Below are 20,224 nucleotides of genomic sequence, written 5' to 3' on the forward strand. Positions count from 1 at the left end.
TTCGCGTTCTGGCCGTGGAATCGGGGTGGCCAGAACAGCAGAGTACGAAACGCGAACCCGGGTGCGGCGCGGGGAACCGCACCGCACCCGGGTGACAGAAAGGTACCCATGCCCGCGCCGCCCGGATGCACCAGGCTCCGCGATCCGGTGCTGCGAGCATGGGAACCTTCCTGTCACCCACGCCCCCGACGTGCGAAAACGGGCCGCCGGTTCCGAAGAACCGACGGCCCGTTCGCAGCCGTGGATCAGGCGAAGGCGTTGCGCACGACCTCGGCCTGCTCGACCTCGTGGACCTTGGCCATACCGGTGGCCGGGGCGGCCATCGGACGACGCGAGACCCGCTGGAGCTTGCCGACCAGCTGCGGGAACAGCTCCGGCAGCGCCAGGCCCAGGAACGGCCAGGCACCCTGGTTGGCCGGCTCCTCCTGGGTCCACCGGACCTCGGTGGCGTTCGGGTACCGCTCCAGCAGCGCGCCCAGCTTGCGGTGCGGCAGCGGGTAAAGCTGCTCCAGCCGGACGACCGCCGTGTCGGTGATGCCCTCCTTGTCGCGGTGCGCCGCCAGCTCGTAGTACAGCTTGCCGGTGCACATCACGATCTTGCGGACGTTCGCCGGGTCCGGCTGCGTCGGGTCGTCGATCACCGAGGTGAACTTGCCCTCGGTGAAGTCCTCGACCGGGCTGGTCGCGGCCTTCAACCGCAGCATCGACTTCGGCGTGAACACCACCAGCGGGCGGTGGATGCCGTCCAGCGCGTGCCGCCGCAGCAGGTGGAAGTAGTTCGCCGGGGTCGACGGCATCGCGACCGTCATCGAGCCCTCGGCGCACAGCTGCAGCCAGCGCTCGATGCGACCGGAGGTGTGGTCCGGGCCCTGGCCCTCGTGGCCGTGCGGCAGCAGCATGACCACGTCGGAGCGCTGGCCCCACTTGGCCTCACCGGACGAGATGAACTCGTCGATGATCGACTGGGCGCCGTTGAAGAAGTCGCCGAACTGCGCCTCCCACAGCACCAGGGCGTCCGGGTTGGCCACCGAGTAGCCGTACTCGAAGCCCAGCGCCGCGAACTCCGACAGCGCCGAGTCGTAAACCAGGTACTTCGCCTGGTCCTCCGACAGGTTCTGCAGCGGCGTGTACTCGGTGTTGTTCTTGCGGTCGATCAGCACCGAGTGCCGCTGGCCGAACGTGCCGCGGCGGCTGTCCTGGCCGGTCAGCCGGACCCCGCGGCCCTCCATCACCAGCGAACCGAACGCCAGCAGCTCGCCGAACGCCCAGTCGATGCCGCCCTCGCGCCCCATCTTGGCGCGGCGCTCCAGCACCGGCTTGACCCGCGGGTGCGGGGTGAAGCCCTCGGGCAGGTCGATCTGCGCCTCGGCGATGCGCTCCACGGTCTCCCGCGAGATCGCCGTCGCCAGGCCGCGCGGCACCTGCTGCTCGGACTCCACCGACGGGCTCGGCGTCGGCGGGTGCTTCTCCAGCTCGCGGACCTCGTTGAACACGTGCTCCAGCTGAGCGGCGTAGTCCTTCAGCGCCTTCTCGGCCTCTTCGACGGTCATGTCGCCGCGGCCGATCAGGGACTCGGTGTAGACCTTGCGGACGCTGCGCATCTTGTCGATCGCGTCGTACATCTTCGGCTGGGTCATCGACGGGTCGTCGCCCTCGTTGTGACCACGGCGCCGGTAGCAGACCATGTCGATCACGACGTCCTTGCCGAACGCCTGGCGGTACTCCACGGCCAGCCGCGCGACCCAGACGCAGGCCTCGGGGTCGTCACCGTTGACGTGGAAGACCGGCGCGCCGATCATCTTCGCCACGTCGGTGCAGTACTTGCTGGAGCGGGAGTGCTCCGGCGCGGTGGTGTAACCGACCTGGTTGTTGACGATCACGTGCACCGTGCCACCGGTGCGGTAACCGCGCAGCAGCGACAGGTTCAGCGTCTCGGCCACCACGCCCTGGCCGGCGAAGGCGGCGTCGCCGTGCAGCAGCACCGGCAGGACGGTGAAGCCCTCCTGGCCCTTGTCCAGGATGTCCTGCTTGGCGCGGACGATGCCCTCCAGCACCGGGTCCACGGCTTCCAGGTGCGACGGGTTGGAGGTCAGCGACACCTTGGTCTCGCCGTCGCCGAACATCCGGAAGTACTTGCCCTCGGCGCCGAGGTGGTACTTGACGTCACCGGAGCCGTGCGCCTGACCCGGGTCCAGATTGCCCTCGAACTCCCGGAAGATCTGCGAGATCGGCTTGCCGACGATGTTGGCCAGCACGTTCAGCCGACCGCGGTGCGGCATGCCGATGACGACCTCGTCGAGCTCGTGCGCCGCGGAGGTGTCCAGCACCGCGTCCAGCAGCGGCACCACGGTCTCCGCGCCCTCCAGCGAGAACCGCTTCTGCCCGACGTACTTGGTCTGCAGGAACGTCTCGAAGGCCTCGGCCGCGTTGAGCTTCGACAGGATGTACTTCTGCTCGGTCGGGTCCGGCTTGGTGTGCGGCTTCTCGACCCGCTGCTGCAGCCACTCGCGCTCGTCGGGCTCCAGGATGTGCATGTACTCCACGCCGACGGTGCGGCAGTAGGAGTCGCGCAGCACGCCCAGCACGTCGCGGAGCTTCATGTGCTCCTTGCCCGCGAACCCGCCGACGGCGAACTCCCGGTCCAGGTCCCACAGCGTCAGGCTGTGCGACAGGACGTCGAGGTCCTCGTGCCGCCGCTGCCGGTAGTTCAGCGGGTCGATGTCCGCCATCAGGTGACCGCGGGTGCGGTAGGCGTCGATCAGCTCCAGCACGCGGGCGGTCTTGTCGACCGCGCCCTCCGGGATGTCCTGCGTCCAGCGCACCGGCTCGTACGGGATGCGCAGGGAGGCGAAGATGTCGTCGAAGAAGTTGTCCTCGCCCAGCAGCAGCTGGTGGATCTTGCGCAGGAAGTCACCGGACTCCGCGCCCTGGATGACCCGGTGGTCGTAGGTGGACGTCAGCGTCACGATCTTGCTGATGCCCATGTCGACCAGGGCCTTCTCGCTGGCGCCCTGGAACTCGGCCGGGTAGTCCATCGCGCCGACGCCAATGATCGCGCTCTGGCCCTTGGTCAGCCGCGGCACCGAGTGGTTGGTGCCCGACGGGCCCGGGTTGGTCAGCGAGATCGTGGTGCCCGCGAAGTCGTCCGCGGTCAGCGCGTTGTTGCGCGCCTTGCGGATGATGTCCTCGTAGGCCTGCCAGAACTGGTGGAACGTCATGTCCTCGCAGCCCTTGATGGAGGCGACCACGAGGTTGCGCGACCCGTCCTTGCCCGGCAGGTCGATCGCCAGGCCCAGGTTGATGTGCTCCGGCGTGATGGCCGCGGGCTTGCCCTTGGCGTCCTCGCCGTAGTGGCGGTTCATGTTCGGGAAGTCCCGCACCGCCCGGACCAGCGCGTAGCCGATCAGGTGGGTGAAGGAGATCTTCCCGCCCTTGTTCCGCTTCAGGTGGTTGTTGATGACGATGCGGTTGTCGAACAGCAGCTTGGCCGGCACCGCGCGCACGCTCGTCGCGGTCGGCACGGTCAGCGACTGGTCCATGTTCTTGGCGATCGCAGCCGCCGCGCCGCGCAGCGTCTTGACGTCACCGCTGGCCTGCGGCTCCTTGACCGGAGCGGCCTTCGCGGCCTGCTGCGGCGACGGCTTGGGCGCAGCGGCCGGCTTGCTCGCCGGAGGTGCGGCCGGTGCGGCGGTCGGGACCTGGCCGTTGGTCCCACCTGCGCGCGTGGCGGTGGTGGTCGGGGCCGCTGCAGCGGCGGCCGCAGCAGCGGTGTTCTCGGTGGCTGCCTGGCCCGGCTGGTAGTCGGCGAAGAATTCGTGCCACGCCGAGTCTACGGAAGTGGGATCTTGGAGGTACCGCTCGTACATCTCCTCGATCAACCACTCGTTGGGGCCGAACTGTGACGCAGGGCTGCTGGACACGGCTGGCGTTCGCCTCGATCCATATGCTCGTGATTTACAGACACACTCGGGTACCAGGCTAGCGGTCCGATTCGCGAGGTTGGCACACAGGACGGCCGTTCGGCTGACGACCTCGGTCACAAAATCGATCAGGAAAGCCCAGCTTGCGCCGGGATCGGCCCGGTTCGGCTCACGTGAAAGATCAACGGCCGCACAACATGCCTCGTTCGCGATTCGGCGTCGCTTGCCAATACTCCATCTGGGTTGTCGCCCGTAACCAGTATGACGTTTCAACGACACGCTGTGTTCCCGACCCGTGACCAGGTTTCCCGGATCCCGGAACCGGCCGGGTGACGCGTCTCACCAGCGGCAACACCAGTATCTCGCAGTGCCGACGCTGTCGCGGACCGTGACAGGAAGGTTCCCGTGCTCGCACCGCCGCCCGGCGCGGTGGATGACAGGAAAGTTCCCATGCTTGCAGCCCGGGCTCGCCACGCCGGGGGAGCGGGCTGACAGGAAGGTTCCCCTCCTCACGCGGCCGCCGCGCGTTCCGGGGCGGGGCGAATGACAGAAAGGTTCCCTTCCTCGCAGCTACGGCCCAGCTGCGCTGGGGATTCGGCTGACAGGAAGGTTCCCTTCCTCACGTAACCGCCGCGTGCCCCGGCCGGTGGGTGACAGGAAAGTTCCCATGCTCGCAGCGCCGTCAGGCGATGCTGGACCTGTCGGCGGTCGCGTGCCGGTCGCCGGTCGCGTCCGCCGCTCGCCACAGGCGCGCGTAGTGGCCGTCCTCGTCGAGGAGCTCGGCGTGCGACCCCTGCTCGACGATCCGGCCGTCGTCGACGACCACGATGCGGTCCGCGCGGGCCGCGGTCGCCAGCCGGTGCGCGACCACGAAAGTGGTGCGCTGCGCGGCGAGCTGATCACTGGCTGCGATCACCATCGACTCGGTCGCCGGGTCCAGCGCCGCGGTCGCCTCGTCGAGCAGCAGGACGTCGGGATCGACCAGCTCCGCGCGGGCCAGCGCGACCAGCTGCCGCTGGCCCGCGGACAGGCCGCGGCCGCGCTCGCCGACCTGCTGGCGGAAGCCGCTGGGCAGCATCGCGATGCCCGGCAGCGCCCCGACCGCCCGCGCCGCGCCCTCCACCTCGGCTGGCTCGGCGCCCGGGCGCGCGTAGGCGATGTTGTCGGCGACATCGCCGGTGAACAGGTGCCCCTCCTGCGGCACGACCGCCAGCCGCCGGTGGAACGCCGCCAAGTCGTAGTGGCGCACGTCCACCCCGTCGATCAGCACCGCGCCGTCGGTGACGTCGTAGAACCGCGCGATCAGCTTGATCAGCGTCGACTTGCCCGCACCGGTGGCGCCGACCAGCGCGACCGTCTCACCGGCGCGCACCCGCAGCGAGACGTCGCGCAGCGCGAACTGCTCGGTCCCGGAGTAGCGGAACGACACCGACCGGAGCTCGACCTCGCCGCTGAGCCGCTCGGGCACCGGTGCCGGATCGGTCGGCTGGGGCACGGAGGTCGGGGTGCGCAGCAGGTCACCGATGCGCCGCAGCCCGACCATCGCCTGCTGGTAGCCGTCGAAGACGCCGGACAGCTGCTGCACGGGTGCGAAGAACAACCCGAGGTAGAGCAGGAACGCCACCAGCACACCCGGTGTCAGGTCACCCGAGGCGACCCGCGCGGCACCGACGCCGAGCACCGCGGCCTGGGCGATCTCGGACAGCAGCGCGACGAACGGGAAGTAGGTCGCGATGTAGCGCTGGGCGCGCAGCCTCGAACGTCGGTAGGCGTCGCTGCGCTGCGCGAACACCTTCGCCGCGTGGCCTTCGCGCCGGTGCGCCTGCGCCACCCGCATGCCCGAGACGTTCTCCTGCAGGTCCGCGTTGACCGTGCTGACCCGCTCGCGCGCCTCGGCGTAGGCGACCGAGGAGACCCTTCGGAAGATCAGCGTCGCCACCAGCAGCACCGGCAGCACCGCCATCGCGACCAGGGCCAGCGAACCGTCGGTGACCAGCAGCGCACCGGCGATGCCGAACAGGGTGAGCACGCTGACCACGAACGTCGCCAACCCGGTCTGCAAGAACGTCGACAGGGCGTCGACGTCGGTGGTCATCCGCGTCATGATCCGGCCGGCCAGCTCGCGCTCGTAGTAGTCCAGGCCGAGCCGCTGCAGGTGCGCGAAGCTGCGCAACCGCAGCAGGTAGAGCAGGGTCTCTCCGGTCCGCGCGGTGATGACGGTCTGCAGCTTGACCACCAGCCACCCGATGCAGACGATCAGCCCGGCCAGCGCGGTCGCCCACCACAGGACGTCGACGCTGCCGGTGCTGATGCCGCCGTCGATGCCCTGGCGCACCAGCGACGGCAGCGCGATCGAGGTCAGCGCGTCACCGGCGACCAGCAGCACGGTCAGCAGCAGGCCCCAGCGGATCGGCCGCAGCAGCCTGGAGAGCTTGAAGTCCGGGTCAGGCGCGGTGGGGTCCTCGTCGCGCAGGTCCGGCCGGTCGGTCGCCGGCGGCAGCTTCCGGATGCCCTCGACCAGCTCCGGCGTCGGCGGCATCGATCCACCGCTCTCGGACTCGTCCGGCTCCGGCCACAGCTCCGGCGTGATGCCCGCGTCGTTCGAGGTCAGCGAGCCGTCTCGGCGGTCGTCGATGGAGTCGCCGGGACCGGCCAGCAGCGCCCGGAACAGCTCGCAGCGCTGCGTCAGCTCCGCCTCGGTGCCCACGTCGACGACCCGGCCCTCGTCGAGCACGGCGATCCGGTCGGCCAGCGCGAGCGTCGAGCGGCGGTGCGCGATCAGCAGCGTCGTGCGCTGGGCGGTCACCGAGCTCAGGGTGTCGTGGATCGCGGCTTCGGTGGCCGGGTCGACGGCCGATGTGGCGTCGTCGAGCACCAGGATCCGCGGGTTCGACAGCAGCGCCCGAGCGAGCGCGACGCGCTGCCGCTGACCACCGGAGAGGGTGAGGCCCCGCTCGCCGACCTCGGTGGCGTAGCCGTCCGGCAGCGAGGTGATGAACTCGTGCGCTTCCGCGGCCTTCGCCGCGGCGATCACGTCGGCCTCCGAAGCGTCCGGGCGACCGTAGGCGATGTTGCCGCGGATGGTGTCGGAGAACAGGAACGCCTCCTCGAACACCACCCCGACAGCGCTGCGCAGCGAGTCCAGCCGCAGATCGCGGATGTCGTGGGCAGCGGCGCCGTCCTCCGCTGGCCGGATCGCGACGCTGCCCGAGTGCACGTCGTAGAAGCGGGTCAGCAGGAGCGAGACCGTCGACTTGCCCGAACCGGCCGGGCCCACCAGCGCCACCGTCTCACCCGGCCGCACCTGCAGCGAAGCCTCCGAGAGCACCGGTTGGTCCCGGGTGTAGCCGAAGGTCACCTCGTCGAACCGCACCTCCAGCGGGCCCTCCGGCAACCGCACCGCACCGGGCTTCTCCTGCACCTCGGGCTGCGAGTCGATCAGCTCGTGGATCCGCTCGACACCGGCACGGGCGAGCTGCGCCTGGATCACCACGCTCGACAGCATCCGAGCAGGACCGCCGAGCATCGCGACGTAACCGGCGAAGGCCACGAACGTGCCCAGGCTGACCTGCCCCTGCAGCACCATCCAGCCGCCGAGCCCGAGCACCCCGACCTGGCCCGCCGACGGCAGCGCGGCCAGGCTCGCCGCCGGTGTGGAGGTCATGCGGGCAGCGCGCAGCCGCTCGCCGAACAGCCGCCGCGCCCGGGTCTCCAGCCGCCCGACCTCGCGGTCCTCCTGCCCGAAGCCCTTGACCACCCGGACACCGGTGACGGTTTCCTCGACGTGCTGAGCGATGTCGGCGGCGCGCTGCTGCGCCGACCACGTCGCCGGGAACAACCGCTTCTTGCTGCGCGCGGAGACCACCGCGATCAGCGGAGCGACGATCAGCGAGACGACGGTGAGCAGCGGCGACAGCCACAGCATCGCGATGATCGCGAACAGCGCCAGCACGGCGGTCCCGGCCGCCAGCGGCACCATCGACAGCAGCGAGTTCACCAGCTGCAGATCGCTGATCGACCGCGACACCACCTGCCCGGTGCGCAACGCGTCCTGCTTGCCGCCGTCCAGCCGCTGCATCGCACCGAACACCGCGCGCCGCAGGTCGTGCTGCACGTCGAGCGCAAGCCGCCCGGCGCTGTAGCGGCGGACGAACGCCGCGCCGAAGCGGAACACGCCGAGCACGAGCAGGACGACCACGATCCACCACAACCGGTCGGTGGTGTTGGCGACGGCGTCGTCCACCGCCAGCTTGGTCAGCAGCGGGACCAGGGCCTCCAGGCCGACGGCGGTGACCGACGCGCCCATCGCCAGCGCCAGGGCGACCGGGTGCCGTCGACAAGCGGCGAAGAGGCGACGGATCCAGCCGCCGGATGACGGGCGGGGATTACCGGAGTCGCTCACGCAGCAAGGTTATGCCGACCCACCGACCACGCAGTCCGCCCAACCCCGCGGTGTGACCTCACCAACCGGTGGAGCATGGGAACCTTCCTGTCACCCCGCGCCCGCGCCGGTGACAGGAAAGTTCCCTTCCTCACGTCAGCGCCCGTGCCGTGGCAGGAAGGTTCCCATGCCCAGGGCATCGGTGGGCTGACAGGAAAGTTCCCATCCTCACGTCAGCGGGCGTGCCGGTGACAGGAAGGTTCCCATCCTCGCGTCGGCTCAGGCGATGTCGCGGCGGCGGCTGGCCCACCAGCCACCGGCGATGAACACGGCGGTGTAGGCCAGGAAGGTGAGCATGCTCGCCCACCACGCGTGCCCGTAGTGGCCGCCGAAGAACACGTGCAGGAGCTCGAAGGCCACCCGCGGCACGTCCGGTTCGTCCGGTCCGGCCACTGCCGCGATGAACAGCGGCACCGCCAGGTTGGACACGATCCCGTTGCCCGCCGAGCCCGGCAGGTACGGGCCGATGCCGGAGACGTTGGAGCTCACCAGCGCCATCGAGACGATGAACTCGACGACGAACTTGTAGACCAGCGGCAGGATGATCGCCAGCACCGCGTTCGCGACGAGCGCGCCGAACCCGACTCCGAGCAGCGTCCACAGCACCATCGCGAGCACGCAGGTGGCGCCGACGCTCAGCCAGTCGCCGATGTCGCCGAACTGCCCGATGTCCTGGCTCGCGCCGACGAGCCCGCCCAGGCTCGCGCACAGCACGTTGACCAGCCCGTACACCGCGCCGACGGCCGCCGCCAGGACCAGCTTCGCGATGAGCACCGCGCTGCGCGGATTGCTGGTCAGGAAGCTGGTCGTGATGGTCTTGTTCCGGTATTCGCCCGCGACGCACAGCGCACCGAACAGGGCGCCGAAGATGGTGCTGAAGTTCGCCGACATGGCCACCGACAGCAGTGCCAGCGGCACCGGCCGGTCCAGCTGCTGGATGCTGTTGAGGAATCCGACGAAGCTGGTGCCCATCCAGCCGGCGCCGAACCCGATCACCGCGACCGGGATGAGCAGCGCCCACCACAGATTGGTCGTGAAGGTCTTGCGGAACTCCGCCTTGATCAGCGCGCCCATCACATGCGCCCCCCGAGTCCGCGCTGGTCGTCGGGCTGCGGGCCGGTCGGCCGGGCCCACGCCTGGGCTCCGGGCACGGCCTGCGGGACGCCCGCGTACTGGCCGTTGGTGAGCTGGAAGAACAGCTGCTCCAGGCCGATCCGCTCGTCCTGCATGCCGTAGAGCGCGATCCCGGCGTTCAGCGCGAGGTCGGCGACCGTGCGGGAATCCGCTTCGAGCACCGCCAACCGCCCGTCCGGCACGTACTCGATGCGGTAGCCGGCCTCCTGCAGCTTCTCGGCCAGCGCACCCGGGTCGGCGGCCTGCACCAGCGCGCGCGACTGCTGGGCGGCGCGCAGCTGCTCGATGCTGCCGTCGTAGACGCACTGCCCGCGGCTGATGACCACCAGCTGGTCCACGGTGTGCTCGATCTCCCGGAGGAAGTGGCTGGACATCAGCACGGTGCGGCCGCTCGCGGCGAAGGCCTTCAGGAAGTTGCGCAGCCAGGCGATGCCTTCCGGGTCGAGCCCGTTGGCCGGTTCGTCCAGCACGAGCACCTGCGGATCGCCGAGCAGCGCCGTGGCCAGGGCCAGCCGCTGCCGCATGCCCAGCGAGAAGCCGCTGGGCTTGCGCTTCGCGGCGGGTGCCAGGCCGACGAGTTCGAGCGCCCGGTCGGCCTGCTCGTCCGGCACGTTCATGGCCGCCGCGTAGCAGCGCAGGTGGTTCTGCGCGGTGCGGCCCGGGTGGAAGCTCTGCGCGTCGAGGACGGCGCCGATCACCGTCGCGGGGTTGGGCAGCTGGTGGAACGGCAGACCGCTGATCGTGGCGGTGCCCGCGGTGGGCGTCACCAGGCCGAGGATCATGCGCAGCGTCGTGGTCTTCCCGGACCCGTTGGGGCCGAGGAACCCGGTAACCGTGCCTGGCCGCACCGTGAAATCGAGGTTCTGGACCGCGTGCACCGGCCCGTAGCTCTTGCTGAGACCTCGCACGATGATCCGGCCGCTGCCGTCGTGCACACACCCTCCAACATCACCTGTTCACCCGACGCCGTCCATCCTGCCGGACGAAGTCGGGGTGCAGGTGCGGAGTGGTGGTTTTCCTGCCCAGCTCACAACGGGTGCGGCTACGGCCACTGGATGCCGCGATCGATCACCGCCGCGCGGTAGATCTTGCGGTGATCGGTCTCGAGGTGCCCGCCCACCGGCGGTTCGGGCGGCGGACCGACGGTCAGATCGGGTCGGGTGAACTCGTTGGTGTCCCAGTCGCTGGGGCCGGATCCGGCCGAGGAGACGATCGGTTGCGGGATGACTTCCACGTCGGATTCCTCCTGAGCGGGTCTGCGGGTCAACCTCCGCCGCAGCGCGTCCAGCCGCGTCGTGCGGGCCGGTCGGCCGGAGTGGTCGCCGATGAGCTGCCGGTGCGCGGTCAACCACACCGTGCACGGCCACGGCCGACTGCGCAGCGTTCCCTGGCACGAGGGGCACCTGCCGTCCTCTCCGGGCTGGTGCTCGTCGAGCAGCGCCCGCAACCCCGAGGTGAGCCGGTAGAGCTCGGCGCGGGCGAGGGGGAGGAGCACTTCGGCGTCATCGTCGGTCACCACCCGGTCGAGGTTGTCGAGCCGGTCGAGAACGGCCTTGCGTAACGGCGTGTCCACCACTTCGCCTCCCGTCGTAGCGCTTGCGGCAGCCCGCTGAACGGGTCCGCCGGGCTGGTCCCAACGGGTGACATCGGCAGTCGGGCGCCACGCCTGCACAAGCAGGGACTCGACCTCACTCCATCGAGTGGTTATCGATTCGGCTCGAAAATGCCCGCCGAGTGGGTGCTCGCGGCGTCGGCAAATGGGCGATCGTGCCCTACACTGACGGTGGCGGCCTGCTCCCGGTGACCCCCAGGCTGGTTGAGCGGGCCGCCCCGTTCGGCTGTTTGAGACCTCTTCGCATTCAGCGTCCACCACGCCGTGCAACCACGTGATCGTTCCCCGCCCGACCGGCGACCATCCGGTCCGGGCGCTTCTGCCTGCCCGCGGCGAGGCTGCGACGCGAGCAAGGGAACCTTCCTGTCACGGTCGGCCCGCTGAACTGCGGAAGGGAACCTTCCTGTCAGCCGCACCCGCCGACCCGTGAGCAGGGGACCTTCCCTCCGGTGGCGTGCGAGCAAGGGAACCTTTCTGTCAGCCGCACCCGTCCGGAACGCGGCGAACCCCGCCACCGGCGTGCGGTGACGGGGTTCATCCGGGAGATCGGTCAGGACAGGACGTCGCTGATCGGGGTGCTGGTGCGGCCGTGCGCCTCGGCGACCGGGGCGTTGACGAGCTTGCCGTCGTGGGTGTTGAGCCCGCCCGCCAGCGCGGCGTCCGCGCGGCACGCCTGCTGCCAGCCCTGGTCGGCGATCCGCAGCACGTAGGGCAGCGTGACGTTGGTCAGCGCGTGGGTCGAGGTGTTGGGGACCGCGCCCGGCATGTTCGCCACGCAGTAGAAGACCGAGTCGTGCACGCGGTAGGTCGGGTCGTCGTGCGTGGTCGGACGCGAGTCGGCGAAGCAGCCGCCCTGGTCGATCGCGATGTCCACCAGCACGCTGCCCGGCTTCATCTCCGACACCAGGTGGTTGGAGACCAGCGTCGGGGCCTTCGCCCCCGGGATCAGCACCGCGCCGATGACCAGGTCGGCGGCGCGCACCGCCTGCTCGACGGTGTAGCGGTTGGAGGTCACGGTGCGGATCTGGCCGTGGAAGTCGCGGTCGATCTCGCGGAGCTTGTCCACGTTGGTGTCCAGCAGCTCCACGTCGGCGCCCATGCCCAGCGCGACGCGCGCGGCGTTGAGGCCCGCGACACCGCCACCGATCACCACGACGCGGGCCGGGTGCACACCGGGCACGCCGCCCGGCAGCACGCCGCGGCCGCCGCTGGGGCGCATCAGCGAGTAGGCACCGACCTGCGGAGCGAGCCGGCCCGCGACCTCGCTCATCGGCGCGAGCAGCGGCAGGGCGCCGTTCGCGGTCTGCACGGTCTCGTAGGCGATGCCGGTGATACCGGAGTCCAGCATCGCGTCGGTGAGCTCCGCGGAGGCGGCCAGGTGCAGGTAGGTGAACAGCACCTGGTCACGGCGCAGCCGCGGGTACTCCTCGGCGATCGGCTCCTTGACCTTGAGCACGAGCTGGCCCTCGGCCCACACGTCATCGGCGCTGGGCAGGACCTTCGCGCCCGCGGAGAGGAAGTCCTCGTCCGGGATCGAGGAGCCCGCACCCGCGTCGGTCTCGACGAAGACGTCGTGCCCGCGGCTGCTGAGCTCGTGCACGCCCGCAGGGGTGATCGCGACCCGGTACTCGTTGTTCTTGATCTCGCGCGGCACGGCGATCTTCACGGGGAAATCCTTTCGTCTCCTGTGTTGCGCACAACGATCCGCCGCCGATGCCGGGGGCGCATCATTCCCACGCGATGAGATTGCCCCGGCGCGTTTGTGCTCGCAGCACAAACCGAGCGCCGCCGCGAAGCCGCGCGGTGGGCTGGTCCCGAAGCGCGGTTCCGCACCACCGATGACAGGAAAGTTCCCTTGCTCGCACTGCCCGCACCCGCGGCCGACGGGCTCGCAGTGACAGGAAGGTTCCCTTGCTCGCATCGCCGAAACCGACGGCCGGAACCGGGATGACAGGAAGGTTCCCCTGCTCTCAGCCGTGCTGGGCCCAGCGCTCGGCGAGCAGCTGGACGTGGAGGGCGGAGCGGACGTCGGGGTCGTCCAGGTCGATGTCGACGAGCTGGGTGAGGCGCTTCATCCGGTACCGGAAGGTGTTCGGGTGGACGCGCAGTTCGTGGCTCGCCTGCCGTGGGTCGCCGGGGTGGCGCAGCCAGGCGCGCAGCGTCGCCAGGTATTCGGTGCTCTGGGTGCGGTCGTGCTCGCGCAGGGTCGCCAGCGGCCCCAGCGAGCCGATGCCCGCATCGGTCGCCGCGCCTGCCATGCGGCTGAGCACCAGCAGGTGCCAGTAGTCCTCGTACACCGCCACGCGTTCCTGGAGGTGGCCGGTGCGCAGCAGGCTGACCAGCTCTTCGGCCTGCGATCGCGATTGGTGCAGTTCGGCGACCGCGACCGCGGTGCCGACCGCGATCAGCGGCCGCGGCGACATGTCGTGCGAAGCGAGCGCGGTGCGCAGCTCCAGCCAGCCGCCTCGGTCGCGGTCGGGCACCACCGCGTAGAGCATGGCGCCGATCTCGGTGACCAGCGGTCGGCGCCCGATCCCGCGCGTGATCCACTCCCACAGCGCCAACCGGTGTCCTTCGGCGGGGCCTGCCGAGGCGGGCATCTCGATCGCGATCACCCGGTGCTGCTCGTTCGGGACGGCCAGCTCGTGGGCCGCGACCCGCCAGCCATCGCCGCCTTCGAGCAGCAGCCGCACCTGCTCCGCGCTGTGCCGCCGCTCGGCGTCCGCGACGGCTCGCCAGCGCAGCAGCTGCAGCGCGACCAGCGGCGCGGTGTCGGCGAACGCCGTCGCGCGCTCCTCGGAGACCTCGTCGGGCACCACCGCCCACATCGATCCGAGCAGCTCGCCGCCCATCCTGATCGGCACGACCAGCCGGGGCAGCGTGCCGTCCTGCTGGGCGGGCACGAAGATCGCCGAGCTGCCCTTGCTGAGCTTGCGGAAGGTGCCGCGCGCCCGGAACTTGGCCAGCACGTCGTCGGGCTGCCTGCGGCCCATGATCGTCGAGACCCGGGCGGGATCGGTGAGGTCCTGCCGGGCCGAGTAGGCCAGCACCTGCGAGTGCGCGTCCTCGATCGTGACCGGCGCGTCCACCACGTCGGCCACCGCGTCGGCGAGCCGGAACAGGTCGCCGACCCCGGAGCTCCGCGCGTCCGCCTCGTCGAGGCCGGTGCGGGCCAGCGCCGCCCGGATCAACCAGACCAGCTGCGCCCACGCGGTCTCCGGCCGCACCTCGACCAGCGCGACACCGGTCTCCGCGGCGGCGGAGACGACCTGCTCGTCATCGGAGACCGGCGGTTTCAGCAGCACCGCCGCAGCGCCCTGATCGCCGCAGATGCGCACCAGCGCCGCCGCCTGCTCGCGGTCGGCGACGGCGACGCCCAGCACGAGATCACCGTCGACCACCGTCGGGTGCTGACCGGGTTCGGCGATGACGACGTCGCCGACGCACGGGGTCGATTCCGGGACCGCCACCGCGCGCAGCAGGGTCGGCCCGACCCGTTGGACCAGCGCCCGGACGTCCAGCATCACCGGCCTCCAGAGAACCTGCGGCCGCCTGGCGGCCGGGGAGGGCATTGTGACACCAGAGCGGGCCCGTTTATCGTTGCGGGAGCAATTCGACAATCGCATACCGGCCGTCGACCCCGTGCGGGAGAGACCCTGCGCACTGCAGGGCGCCGAAGGAGCAAGACTCCCCACAAACTCTCAGGCACCCATGACCGTTCGGGCGAGGCAACTCTGGAAAGCGCGCGTCACAGCTGACGCGCCACCCACGGTGCAAGCCGCTGATCAGCGGCGAAGCTCTCAGGTCCCGAAACAGAGGGGGAGGCCCAGCTCATTCCGGGCGCGCTCGCGCCCTCCAGACCGCTATGGAGCCTCCCACCATGTCCCTGCCCGAGAACCTGCGCTACACCGAAGAACACGAGTGGATCGAGGACCGCGACGAGCTGGTCCGCATCGGCATCACCCAGCACGCCGCGGACGCCCTCGGCGACATCGTCTTCGTGCAGCTCCCGGAGGTCGGCGACCAGATCGAGGCCGGGCAGACCTGCGGTGAGCTGGAGTCCACCAAGTCCGTGAGCGACCTGTTCGCCCCGGTCACCGGTGAGGTCGTCGCGGTCAACGAGTCCGTCGTGGACGACCCGGCGCTGGTCAACGCCGAGCCGTTCGCCGGCGGCTGGCTGCTGGAGGTGCGCGCCACCGGTACCGGTGCTGTGCTCACCGCTCAGCAGTACGCCGAACTGATCGAGCAGTAGCGGAGCCGGGCAGCAGCGGAGGCGATCAATGGCGATCAGTGTCTTCGACCTGTTCTCAGTGGGCATCGGACCGTCCAGTTCGCACACCGTGGGGCCGATGCGAGCGGCCAAGCGATTTGCGCGGAGACTGCTCGATGCCGACTTGATTCCGCAGGTCACAAGGGTCAAAGCGGAGTTGTTCGGCTCGTTGGGGGCCACCGGGCACGGACACGGCAGCCCGAAGGCGGTGCTGCTGGGCCTGGAGGGCCACAACCCGGAGACGGTCGATCCGGCCGCGGTGGCGGACCGGGTCGCCGAGATCGGCGCGACGGGGCGGTTGCGCCTGGACGGCACGCACGAGATCCGGTTCAGCTCGGACCGCGATCTCGTGATGCACCGACGCAGGTCCCTGCCGGTGCACCCGAACGGGATGCGGTTCACCGCGTTCGCCGGGGACACCGAGCTGGACAGCGCGGTGTACTACTCGGTGGGCGGCGGTTTCGTCGTCGACGAGGAGGAGACCGGCGCCGACCGGATCAAACCGGACGAGACCGAGCTGCGGCTGCCGTTCCGCACCGGAGCGGAACTGCTCGACCGCACCGCCGAGTCCGGGCTGTCCATCAGCGGCGTCATGCTGACCAACGAGCTGTCGTGGCGCGGTGAGGACGCGGTCCGCAAGGAACTGCTGGACATCTGGCACGTCATGCAGGAGTGCGTGGACAACGGCTGCCGCAACACCGGGGAGCTGCCCGGCGGGCTGAAGGTCAAGCGGCGGGCGGCGGAGCTGGCCGCGGCGCTGACCGGCCAGGACGACCCGCTGGAGTGGGTCACCCTGTTCGCGCTCGCGGTGAACGAGGAGAACGCGGCCGGTGGCCGGGTCGTGACGGCCCCGACCAACGGTGCGGCGGGCATCGTCCCGGCGGTGCTGCACTACTACACCCGGTTCGTGCCCGGCGCGAACGACGACGGCGTGGTGCGGTTTCTGCTGGCGGCGGGCGCGGTCGGGGTGCTGTTCAAGGAGAACGCCTCGATCTCCGGGGCCGAGGTCGGCTGCCAGGGCGAGGTCGGTTCGGCGTGCTCGATGGCCGCTGCCGGGCTGGCGGAGGTGCTCGGCGGCACGCCGCGCCAGGTGGAGAACGCCGCTGAGATCGCGATGGAGCACAACCTCGGACTCACCTGCGATCCGATCGGCGGTCTGGTGCAGATCCCGTGCATCGAGCGCAACGCGGTGGCCTCGGTCAAGGCGATCACCGCGGCGCGGATGGCGCTGCGCGGCGACGGCAACCACTTCGTCTCGCTGGACAAGGTGATCAAGACGATGCGCGAGACCGGCCGCGACATGAAGGTCAAGTACAAGGAGACCGCCCGCGGCGGGCTCGCGGTCAACGTCATCGAGTGCTGACCCCGGTGCGGGCGGTGCGAGGATGGGAACCTTCCTGTCACCGCCCGCGCCGTTGACGTGAGGATGGGAACCTTCCTGTCACCAGAGGGGCGGCAGGAAGGCCCCGAGGTCAGGCTTCGACGAACTTGAGGCCGGCGATGCCGATCAGGATCAGCGCCAGGAACGCCAGGCGCGGCCACGTCGCCGGTTCACCGAAGGCGAGCATTCCGACGGCCGCGACGCCGATCGTGCCGATGCCGACCCAGATCGCGTAGGCGCTGCCGACCGGCAGGTGCTTCAGCGCGACCGACAGCAGGCCGAGGCTCACCATGGCGACCGCGATTCCCACGACCGCCGGCCACAGCCGCGTCATGCCTTCGGCGTGCTTCAACGCCAGCGACCAGACGATTTCGAGCAGGCCGGCGACGATGAGCAAGAACCAGGCCATTTCGGTTTCCTCCGGGTTCAGGCGTTGGCGCCGCCGTCGACGGTGATCGAGGTGCCCGTGATGTTGCGACCGGATTCCCCGGCGAGGTGGGCGACGGTCGCCGCGATGTCGGCGGGCGCGGCGTAGCGGCCGAGCGCGGTCAGCGCCCGTTCGGCGTCGGCGTCGGGCCCGTCGGCCGGGTTCATCTCGGTGTCGGTCGAGCCGGGTTGGACCACGTTGGCCGTGATGCCGCGCGGGCCCAGGTCGCGGGCGAGGCCCTTGGTGAAGCCGACCAGCGCGGACTTGCTCAGCGAGTACAGGCTCAGGCCGGGGCCGGGAACCCGTTCGGCGAGATTGCTCCCGATGTTGATGATCCGCCCGCCTTCGGGCAGGTGGGCGATGGCGGCCCGCACCGCCACGAACACCGCGCGCACGTGGACGGCGACGATCTCGTCGAACTGGTCGAGGGTCAGCTCGTCGATCGTGCCGTAGGTGTAGATCCCGGCGTTGTTCACCAGGACGTCCAGCCGGCCGAACTCGTCGGCGGTGCGCTGGACCGCGTTCGCCACCGCTGCGGCGTCGGTGGCGGGTGCGGCGATCGCCAGCCCGCGGCGACCGGTTCCCGTGATCTTGGCGACGACGGCGTCGGCCCGCTCGGCACCGGTGTTGTAGGTGATCGCGACGTCGGCGCCGTCGGCGGCCAGCCGTTCGGCGATCCCGGCCCCGATCCCGCGCCCGCCGCCGGTGATCAGAGCAACCTTGCCCGCTAGAGACGTCATGAGCACCTCATTATTCTGTATCGAACGACATATAAATGGCTAGCACGGGCTACCCTGGGGCGTCAACGCAGAACGGGTCGGCGATGATGACCGCGCCGGAGTTCGCGAGGAGGACGAGATGCCGTCGCCAGGTCGACCGCGCAGCTTCGACCGCGCAACCGCACTGCGGGCCGCGATGGAGCTGTTCTGGGAAAGGGGCTACGAGGCGACGTCGCTGTCCGACCTCACGACGGCGATGGGCATCAGCTCACCGAGCCTCTACGCCGCCTTCGGCTCCAAGGAGAACCTCTTCCGCGAGACGATCGCCCTCTACAACAGCGCCGATGAAGCGGTGGGGGAGCATTCGCTGCGGAAGCACCCGACTGCGCGTGAGGCGATCGAGGCGATGCTGCGCGACAACGCCGACGCCTATGTGGACCCGGGCACGCCGCGCGGCTGCATGGTCGTGCTCGCGGCGACCAACTGCGGGCCGGACAACCAGCGCGTCCAGGACTTCCTCGCCGAATGCCGCAGGGACGACCACCGGGCGGTCCGCGCGCGGCTGGACCGCGCGGTCGCCGAGGGGGACGTCCCGGAAGATGCCGATCTCGAGGCGATCGCCTCGTTCTACCTGGCCGTCCTGCAGGGCTTGTCGATCCAGGCCCGCGACGGCTGCTCCCGCGAGACCGCGCACGCGATCATCGACTGCGCGATGTCGGCCTGGCCCGGCCTGGTCGGCGAGCCGCAGTCGCGGGCGGGATGACAGGAAGGTTCCCATGCTCGCAGGGCTGCGCGACGGGTTGTGCTGACAGGAAGGTTCCCATGCTCGCGCGACCGTCCACACCGGAGTCAGGCGAAGAGCACGAAGGCCAGGCCGGAGCAGCCCGCCACCACGGCCAGCGCCGTCACCGCCGCCGGCAGTGCTCCGCCGGGAAGCGGCGCTCGTTCGCGCAGGCGGCGTTCGCCGTCGAGGTGGCGGCGCCAGAGCAGCCAACCGATGGTCAGCCCGAGCGGTAGCGCCAGTGCCGCGCAGACCAGCGCGGCCAGCACGTTCACGTGGCCCATGAGCCGCAGCAGCACCAGCAGCCCGATGATGAACGCGAGCGTTGTTCGCAACCAGGCGAGGGTGGTGCGCTCGATCTGCAAGCCCGGATCCCACGGGCCGTCGGGCCGTTGCGCCATGATCAGATCCCGGTGAGCAGCAGCAGGACGCAGGAGGCCACCCCGATCACGCCCAGCCCGTACCCGAGCACCGGTGCCAGGCGCGGCGCGGGCAGCGGGCGGCCCTGCCGCAAAGCGCGCTCGGTGGTCATCCACCGCGTGAAAGCCGTTGCGCTGCAGAGCACCCCGGCGAGCAGCAGCGCCACCGCCAGCGCGGTCCGGAGTGGATTCGGGTGGCCGGTGACCGCGTTGAGCGCTTCGATGCCCACGCCGCCCGCCATCAGCGCCAGCGCGGTGCGGATCCAGGCCAGGAAGGTGCGCTCGTTGGCGAGGGTGAACCGGGGATCGGGTTCGTCGCCCTGCTCGTAGAGCCGTTTGGGCCAGCGCGAATGCTCTTCCCGGTCGGATGCCATGGGCTCACGGTAACCCGGGTGCGGAACGTGACGACCCGTGCCGGAGCGGTGCCGGGCCCCGCGCGGCGGCGGGGCCCGGCGCACTGCTCAGAAGGCGAACACCTTGCCGGTGGAGGCGTCCGCGATGCACTTGTTCGAGTAGGTCTTCTCGAAGGTGACCGGCCGTCCCTGCCAGGTGCCGCGCGCGGTGTAGGTCACCGGCTTGTGGATGAAGTTGCAGGTGCTCTGCGCTTCGGTGAGCTTGGTGAGATCGCCGCCGACCGCGTTGAGCGTCTGGCAGGCGGATGCGGCGTGCGGGTGCGTACCGCCCGCCGGATGACAGTTCAGCACGGCGTTCCGCGGGACCTCGTCGCGATTCGCGCTGCTGACCGTGAGGTTCAGGGTGCTCCAGTTCGCTTCGGCCGCGGGTTCCGCGTTGGCCAGCGCCGGGGCGAGTGCAGTGCCCGCGAGGGTGGCTGCGGCGAGGAAGATGCGGCCGGTGAGCCGTGTTTCAACCATCTCGTCAGTCCTCCTGGGTTTGGAGAGGCATTCCGCTTCCCTTTATCGCCGCAGTCGTCCAAAGCGCCGCACATCGCGGCGCTGGACCACCGGAAAGGGGTTCGCCCAGGCAGGTTTGCTGCACGAACGGTCACTGAACAGGACAATTCGACCTTGTTCGACATCGCTCGTCCGAGGGGTGATGCGCGAAAAGGTGGTGGACCTTTCGCGGATCACTGGCCATTGTGATCCCGGGCCCGGGTCGTCGT

15 protein-coding genes and 2 riboswitches are annotated in these 20,224 nt (G+C 70.2%); of the genes, 3 read left to right on the top strand and 12 right to left on the bottom strand.

The genetic code is table 11. From position 1 onward, the window contains the following. Positions 1-245: 245 nt before the first annotated feature. From C4T78_RS32825 to C4T78_RS32855, 7 genes are all read right to left on the bottom strand, one after another. Positions 246-3,866 carry a multifunctional oxoglutarate decarboxylase/oxoglutarate dehydrogenase thiamine pyrophosphate-binding subunit/dihydrolipoyllysine-residue succinyltransferase subunit gene (locus C4T78_RS32825; protein ID WP_235863794.1) on the bottom strand — a complete coding sequence of 1,207 codons (3,621 nt, stop codon included), beginning with the start codon at positions 3,864-3,866 and terminating at the stop codon, positions 246-248. A gap of 736 nt (positions 3,867-4,602) precedes the next feature. After that, positions 4,603-8,322, bottom strand: a complete 3,720-nt coding sequence (locus C4T78_RS32830) for an ABC transporter ATP-binding protein (RefSeq protein WP_177247751.1) — start codon at positions 8,320-8,322, stop codon at positions 4,603-4,605. A gap of 258 nt (positions 8,323-8,580) precedes the next feature. After that, positions 8,581-9,435 (bottom strand): ABC transporter permease, encoded by an 855-nt coding sequence (locus C4T78_RS32835; RefSeq protein ID WP_093356985.1) that lies wholly within the window; start codon positions 9,433-9,435, stop codon positions 8,581-8,583. Continuing rightward, positions 9,435-10,430: an ABC transporter ATP-binding protein gene (locus C4T78_RS32840; RefSeq protein ID WP_093356987.1), complete on the bottom strand. Its 996-nt coding sequence runs from the start codon at positions 10,428-10,430 to the stop codon at positions 9,435-9,437. The genes C4T78_RS32835 and C4T78_RS32840 overlap by 1 nt, the downstream gene beginning before the upstream one ends. A gap of 107 nt (positions 10,431-10,537) precedes the next feature. After that, entirely contained in the window at positions 10,538-11,068 is a 531-nt protein-coding gene (locus C4T78_RS32845; RefSeq protein ID WP_093357174.1) for a hypothetical protein, read from the bottom strand. Positions 11,069-11,657: 589 nt separating this feature from the next. Further along, on the bottom strand, positions 11,658-12,773 hold the full coding sequence (ald, locus tag C4T78_RS32850; protein WP_093356988.1) for an alanine dehydrogenase: 1,116 nt from the start codon (positions 12,771-12,773) through the stop codon (positions 11,658-11,660). Positions 12,774-13,077: 304 nt separating this feature from the next. After that, entirely contained in the window at positions 13,078-14,631 is a 1,554-nt protein-coding gene (locus tag C4T78_RS32855; RefSeq protein ID WP_093356990.1) for a PucR family transcriptional regulator, read from the bottom strand. A gap of 111 nt (positions 14,632-14,742) precedes the next feature. Beyond that, positions 14,743-14,835, top strand: a riboswitch (glycine riboswitch). Further along, a riboswitch (glycine riboswitch) is annotated at positions 14,836-14,933 on the top strand. It begins immediately after the preceding riboswitch. A 54-nt stretch (positions 14,934-14,987) separates the two neighbouring features. Between C4T78_RS32855 and gcvH the strand changes: the two genes are divergently transcribed. Further along, positions 14,988-15,359: a glycine cleavage system protein GcvH gene (gene gcvH / locus C4T78_RS32860; RefSeq protein ID WP_093356991.1), complete on the top strand. Its 372-nt coding sequence runs from the start codon at positions 14,988-14,990 to the stop codon at positions 15,357-15,359. Positions 15,360-15,387: 28 nt separating this feature from the next. Beyond that, entirely contained in the window at positions 15,388-16,740 is a 1,353-nt protein-coding gene (locus C4T78_RS32865; protein ID WP_093356992.1) for an L-serine ammonia-lyase, read from the top strand. Between the two features lie 109 nt (positions 16,741-16,849). On the opposite strand, the gene C4T78_RS32870 is transcribed toward C4T78_RS32865, so the two are convergent. Then, complete coding sequence (locus C4T78_RS32870; protein ID WP_093356994.1) at positions 16,850-17,167, bottom strand: DMT family transporter; 318 nt, start codon at positions 17,165-17,167, stop codon at positions 16,850-16,852. A gap of 17 nt (positions 17,168-17,184) precedes the next feature. Next, positions 17,185-17,925 carry an SDR family NAD(P)-dependent oxidoreductase gene (locus tag C4T78_RS32875; RefSeq protein ID WP_093357176.1) on the bottom strand — a complete coding sequence of 247 codons (741 nt, stop codon included), beginning with the start codon at positions 17,923-17,925 and terminating at the stop codon, positions 17,185-17,187. 118 nt (positions 17,926-18,043) lie between these two features. Here C4T78_RS32875 and C4T78_RS32880 point away from each other — a divergent pair, with 118 nt between their 5' ends. Further along, the gene (locus C4T78_RS32880; RefSeq protein ID WP_093356995.1) at positions 18,044-18,667 is read left to right on the top strand and encodes a TetR/AcrR family transcriptional regulator; all 624 of its coding nucleotides are present in this window, start codon (positions 18,044-18,046) and stop codon (positions 18,665-18,667) included. 86 nt (positions 18,668-18,753) lie between these two features. Here C4T78_RS32880 and C4T78_RS32885 read toward each other — a convergent pair whose 3' ends face one another. The 3 genes from C4T78_RS32885 to C4T78_RS32895 all read right to left on the bottom strand — a co-directional run bounded on the left by C4T78_RS32885 (position 18,754) and on the right by C4T78_RS32895 (position 19,976). Then, on the bottom strand, positions 18,754-19,086 hold the full coding sequence (locus C4T78_RS32885) for a DUF202 domain-containing protein (protein WP_177247752.1): 333 nt from the start codon (positions 19,084-19,086) through the stop codon (positions 18,754-18,756). Between the two features lie 2 nt (positions 19,087-19,088). Beyond that, positions 19,089-19,478 carry a YidH family protein gene (locus C4T78_RS32890; RefSeq protein WP_093356996.1) on the bottom strand — a complete coding sequence of 130 codons (390 nt, stop codon included), beginning with the start codon at positions 19,476-19,478 and terminating at the stop codon, positions 19,089-19,091. An 87-nt stretch (positions 19,479-19,565) separates the two neighbouring features. Continuing rightward, entirely contained in the window at positions 19,566-19,976 is a 411-nt protein-coding gene (locus C4T78_RS32895) for an SSI family serine proteinase inhibitor (protein WP_093356997.1), read from the bottom strand. Positions 19,977-20,224 lie beyond the last annotated feature (248 nt).

It is taken from the genome of Saccharopolyspora kobensis, from assembly GCF_900108315.1.
Classification (GTDB): Bacteria; Actinomycetota; Actinomycetes; order Mycobacteriales; family Pseudonocardiaceae; genus Saccharopolyspora; species Saccharopolyspora kobensis.

Excerpts from the sequence above, each read along its gene's own strand:
- C4T78_RS32825 (WP_235863794.1), bottom strand. The coding sequence starts at position 3,866 with ATGTACGAGCGGTACCTCCAAGATCCCACTTCCGTAGACTCGGCGTGG.
- C4T78_RS32835 (WP_093356985.1), bottom strand. The coding sequence starts at position 9,435 with ATGGGCGCGCTGATCAAGGCGGAGTTCCGCAAGACCTTCACGACCAAT.
- C4T78_RS32855 (WP_093356990.1), bottom strand. The coding sequence starts at position 14,631 with ATGCTGGACGTCCGGGCGCTGGTCCAACGGGTCGGGCCGACCCTGCTG.
- gcvH (WP_093356991.1), top strand. The coding sequence starts at position 14,988 with ATGTCCCTGCCCGAGAACCTGCGCTACACCGAAGAACACGAGTGGATC.
- C4T78_RS32865 (WP_093356992.1), top strand. The coding sequence starts at position 15,388 with ATGGCGATCAGTGTCTTCGACCTGTTCTCAGTGGGCATCGGACCGTCC.
- C4T78_RS32870 (WP_093356994.1), bottom strand. The coding sequence starts at position 17,167 with ATGGCCTGGTTCTTGCTCATCGTCGCCGGCCTGCTCGAAATCGTCTGG.
- C4T78_RS32875 (WP_093357176.1), bottom strand. The coding sequence starts at position 17,925 with ATGACGTCTCTAGCGGGCAAGGTTGCTCTGATCACCGGCGGCGGGCGC.
- C4T78_RS32880 (WP_093356995.1), top strand. The coding sequence starts at position 18,044 with ATGCCGTCGCCAGGTCGACCGCGCAGCTTCGACCGCGCAACCGCACTG.
- C4T78_RS32885 (WP_177247752.1), bottom strand. The coding sequence starts at position 19,086 with ATGGCGCAACGGCCCGACGGCCCGTGGGATCCGGGCTTGCAGATCGAG.
- C4T78_RS32890 (WP_093356996.1), bottom strand. The coding sequence starts at position 19,478 with ATGGCATCCGACCGGGAAGAGCATTCGCGCTGGCCCAAACGGCTCTAC.
- C4T78_RS32895 (WP_093356997.1), bottom strand. The coding sequence starts at position 19,976 with ATGGTTGAAACACGGCTCACCGGCCGCATCTTCCTCGCCGCAGCCACC.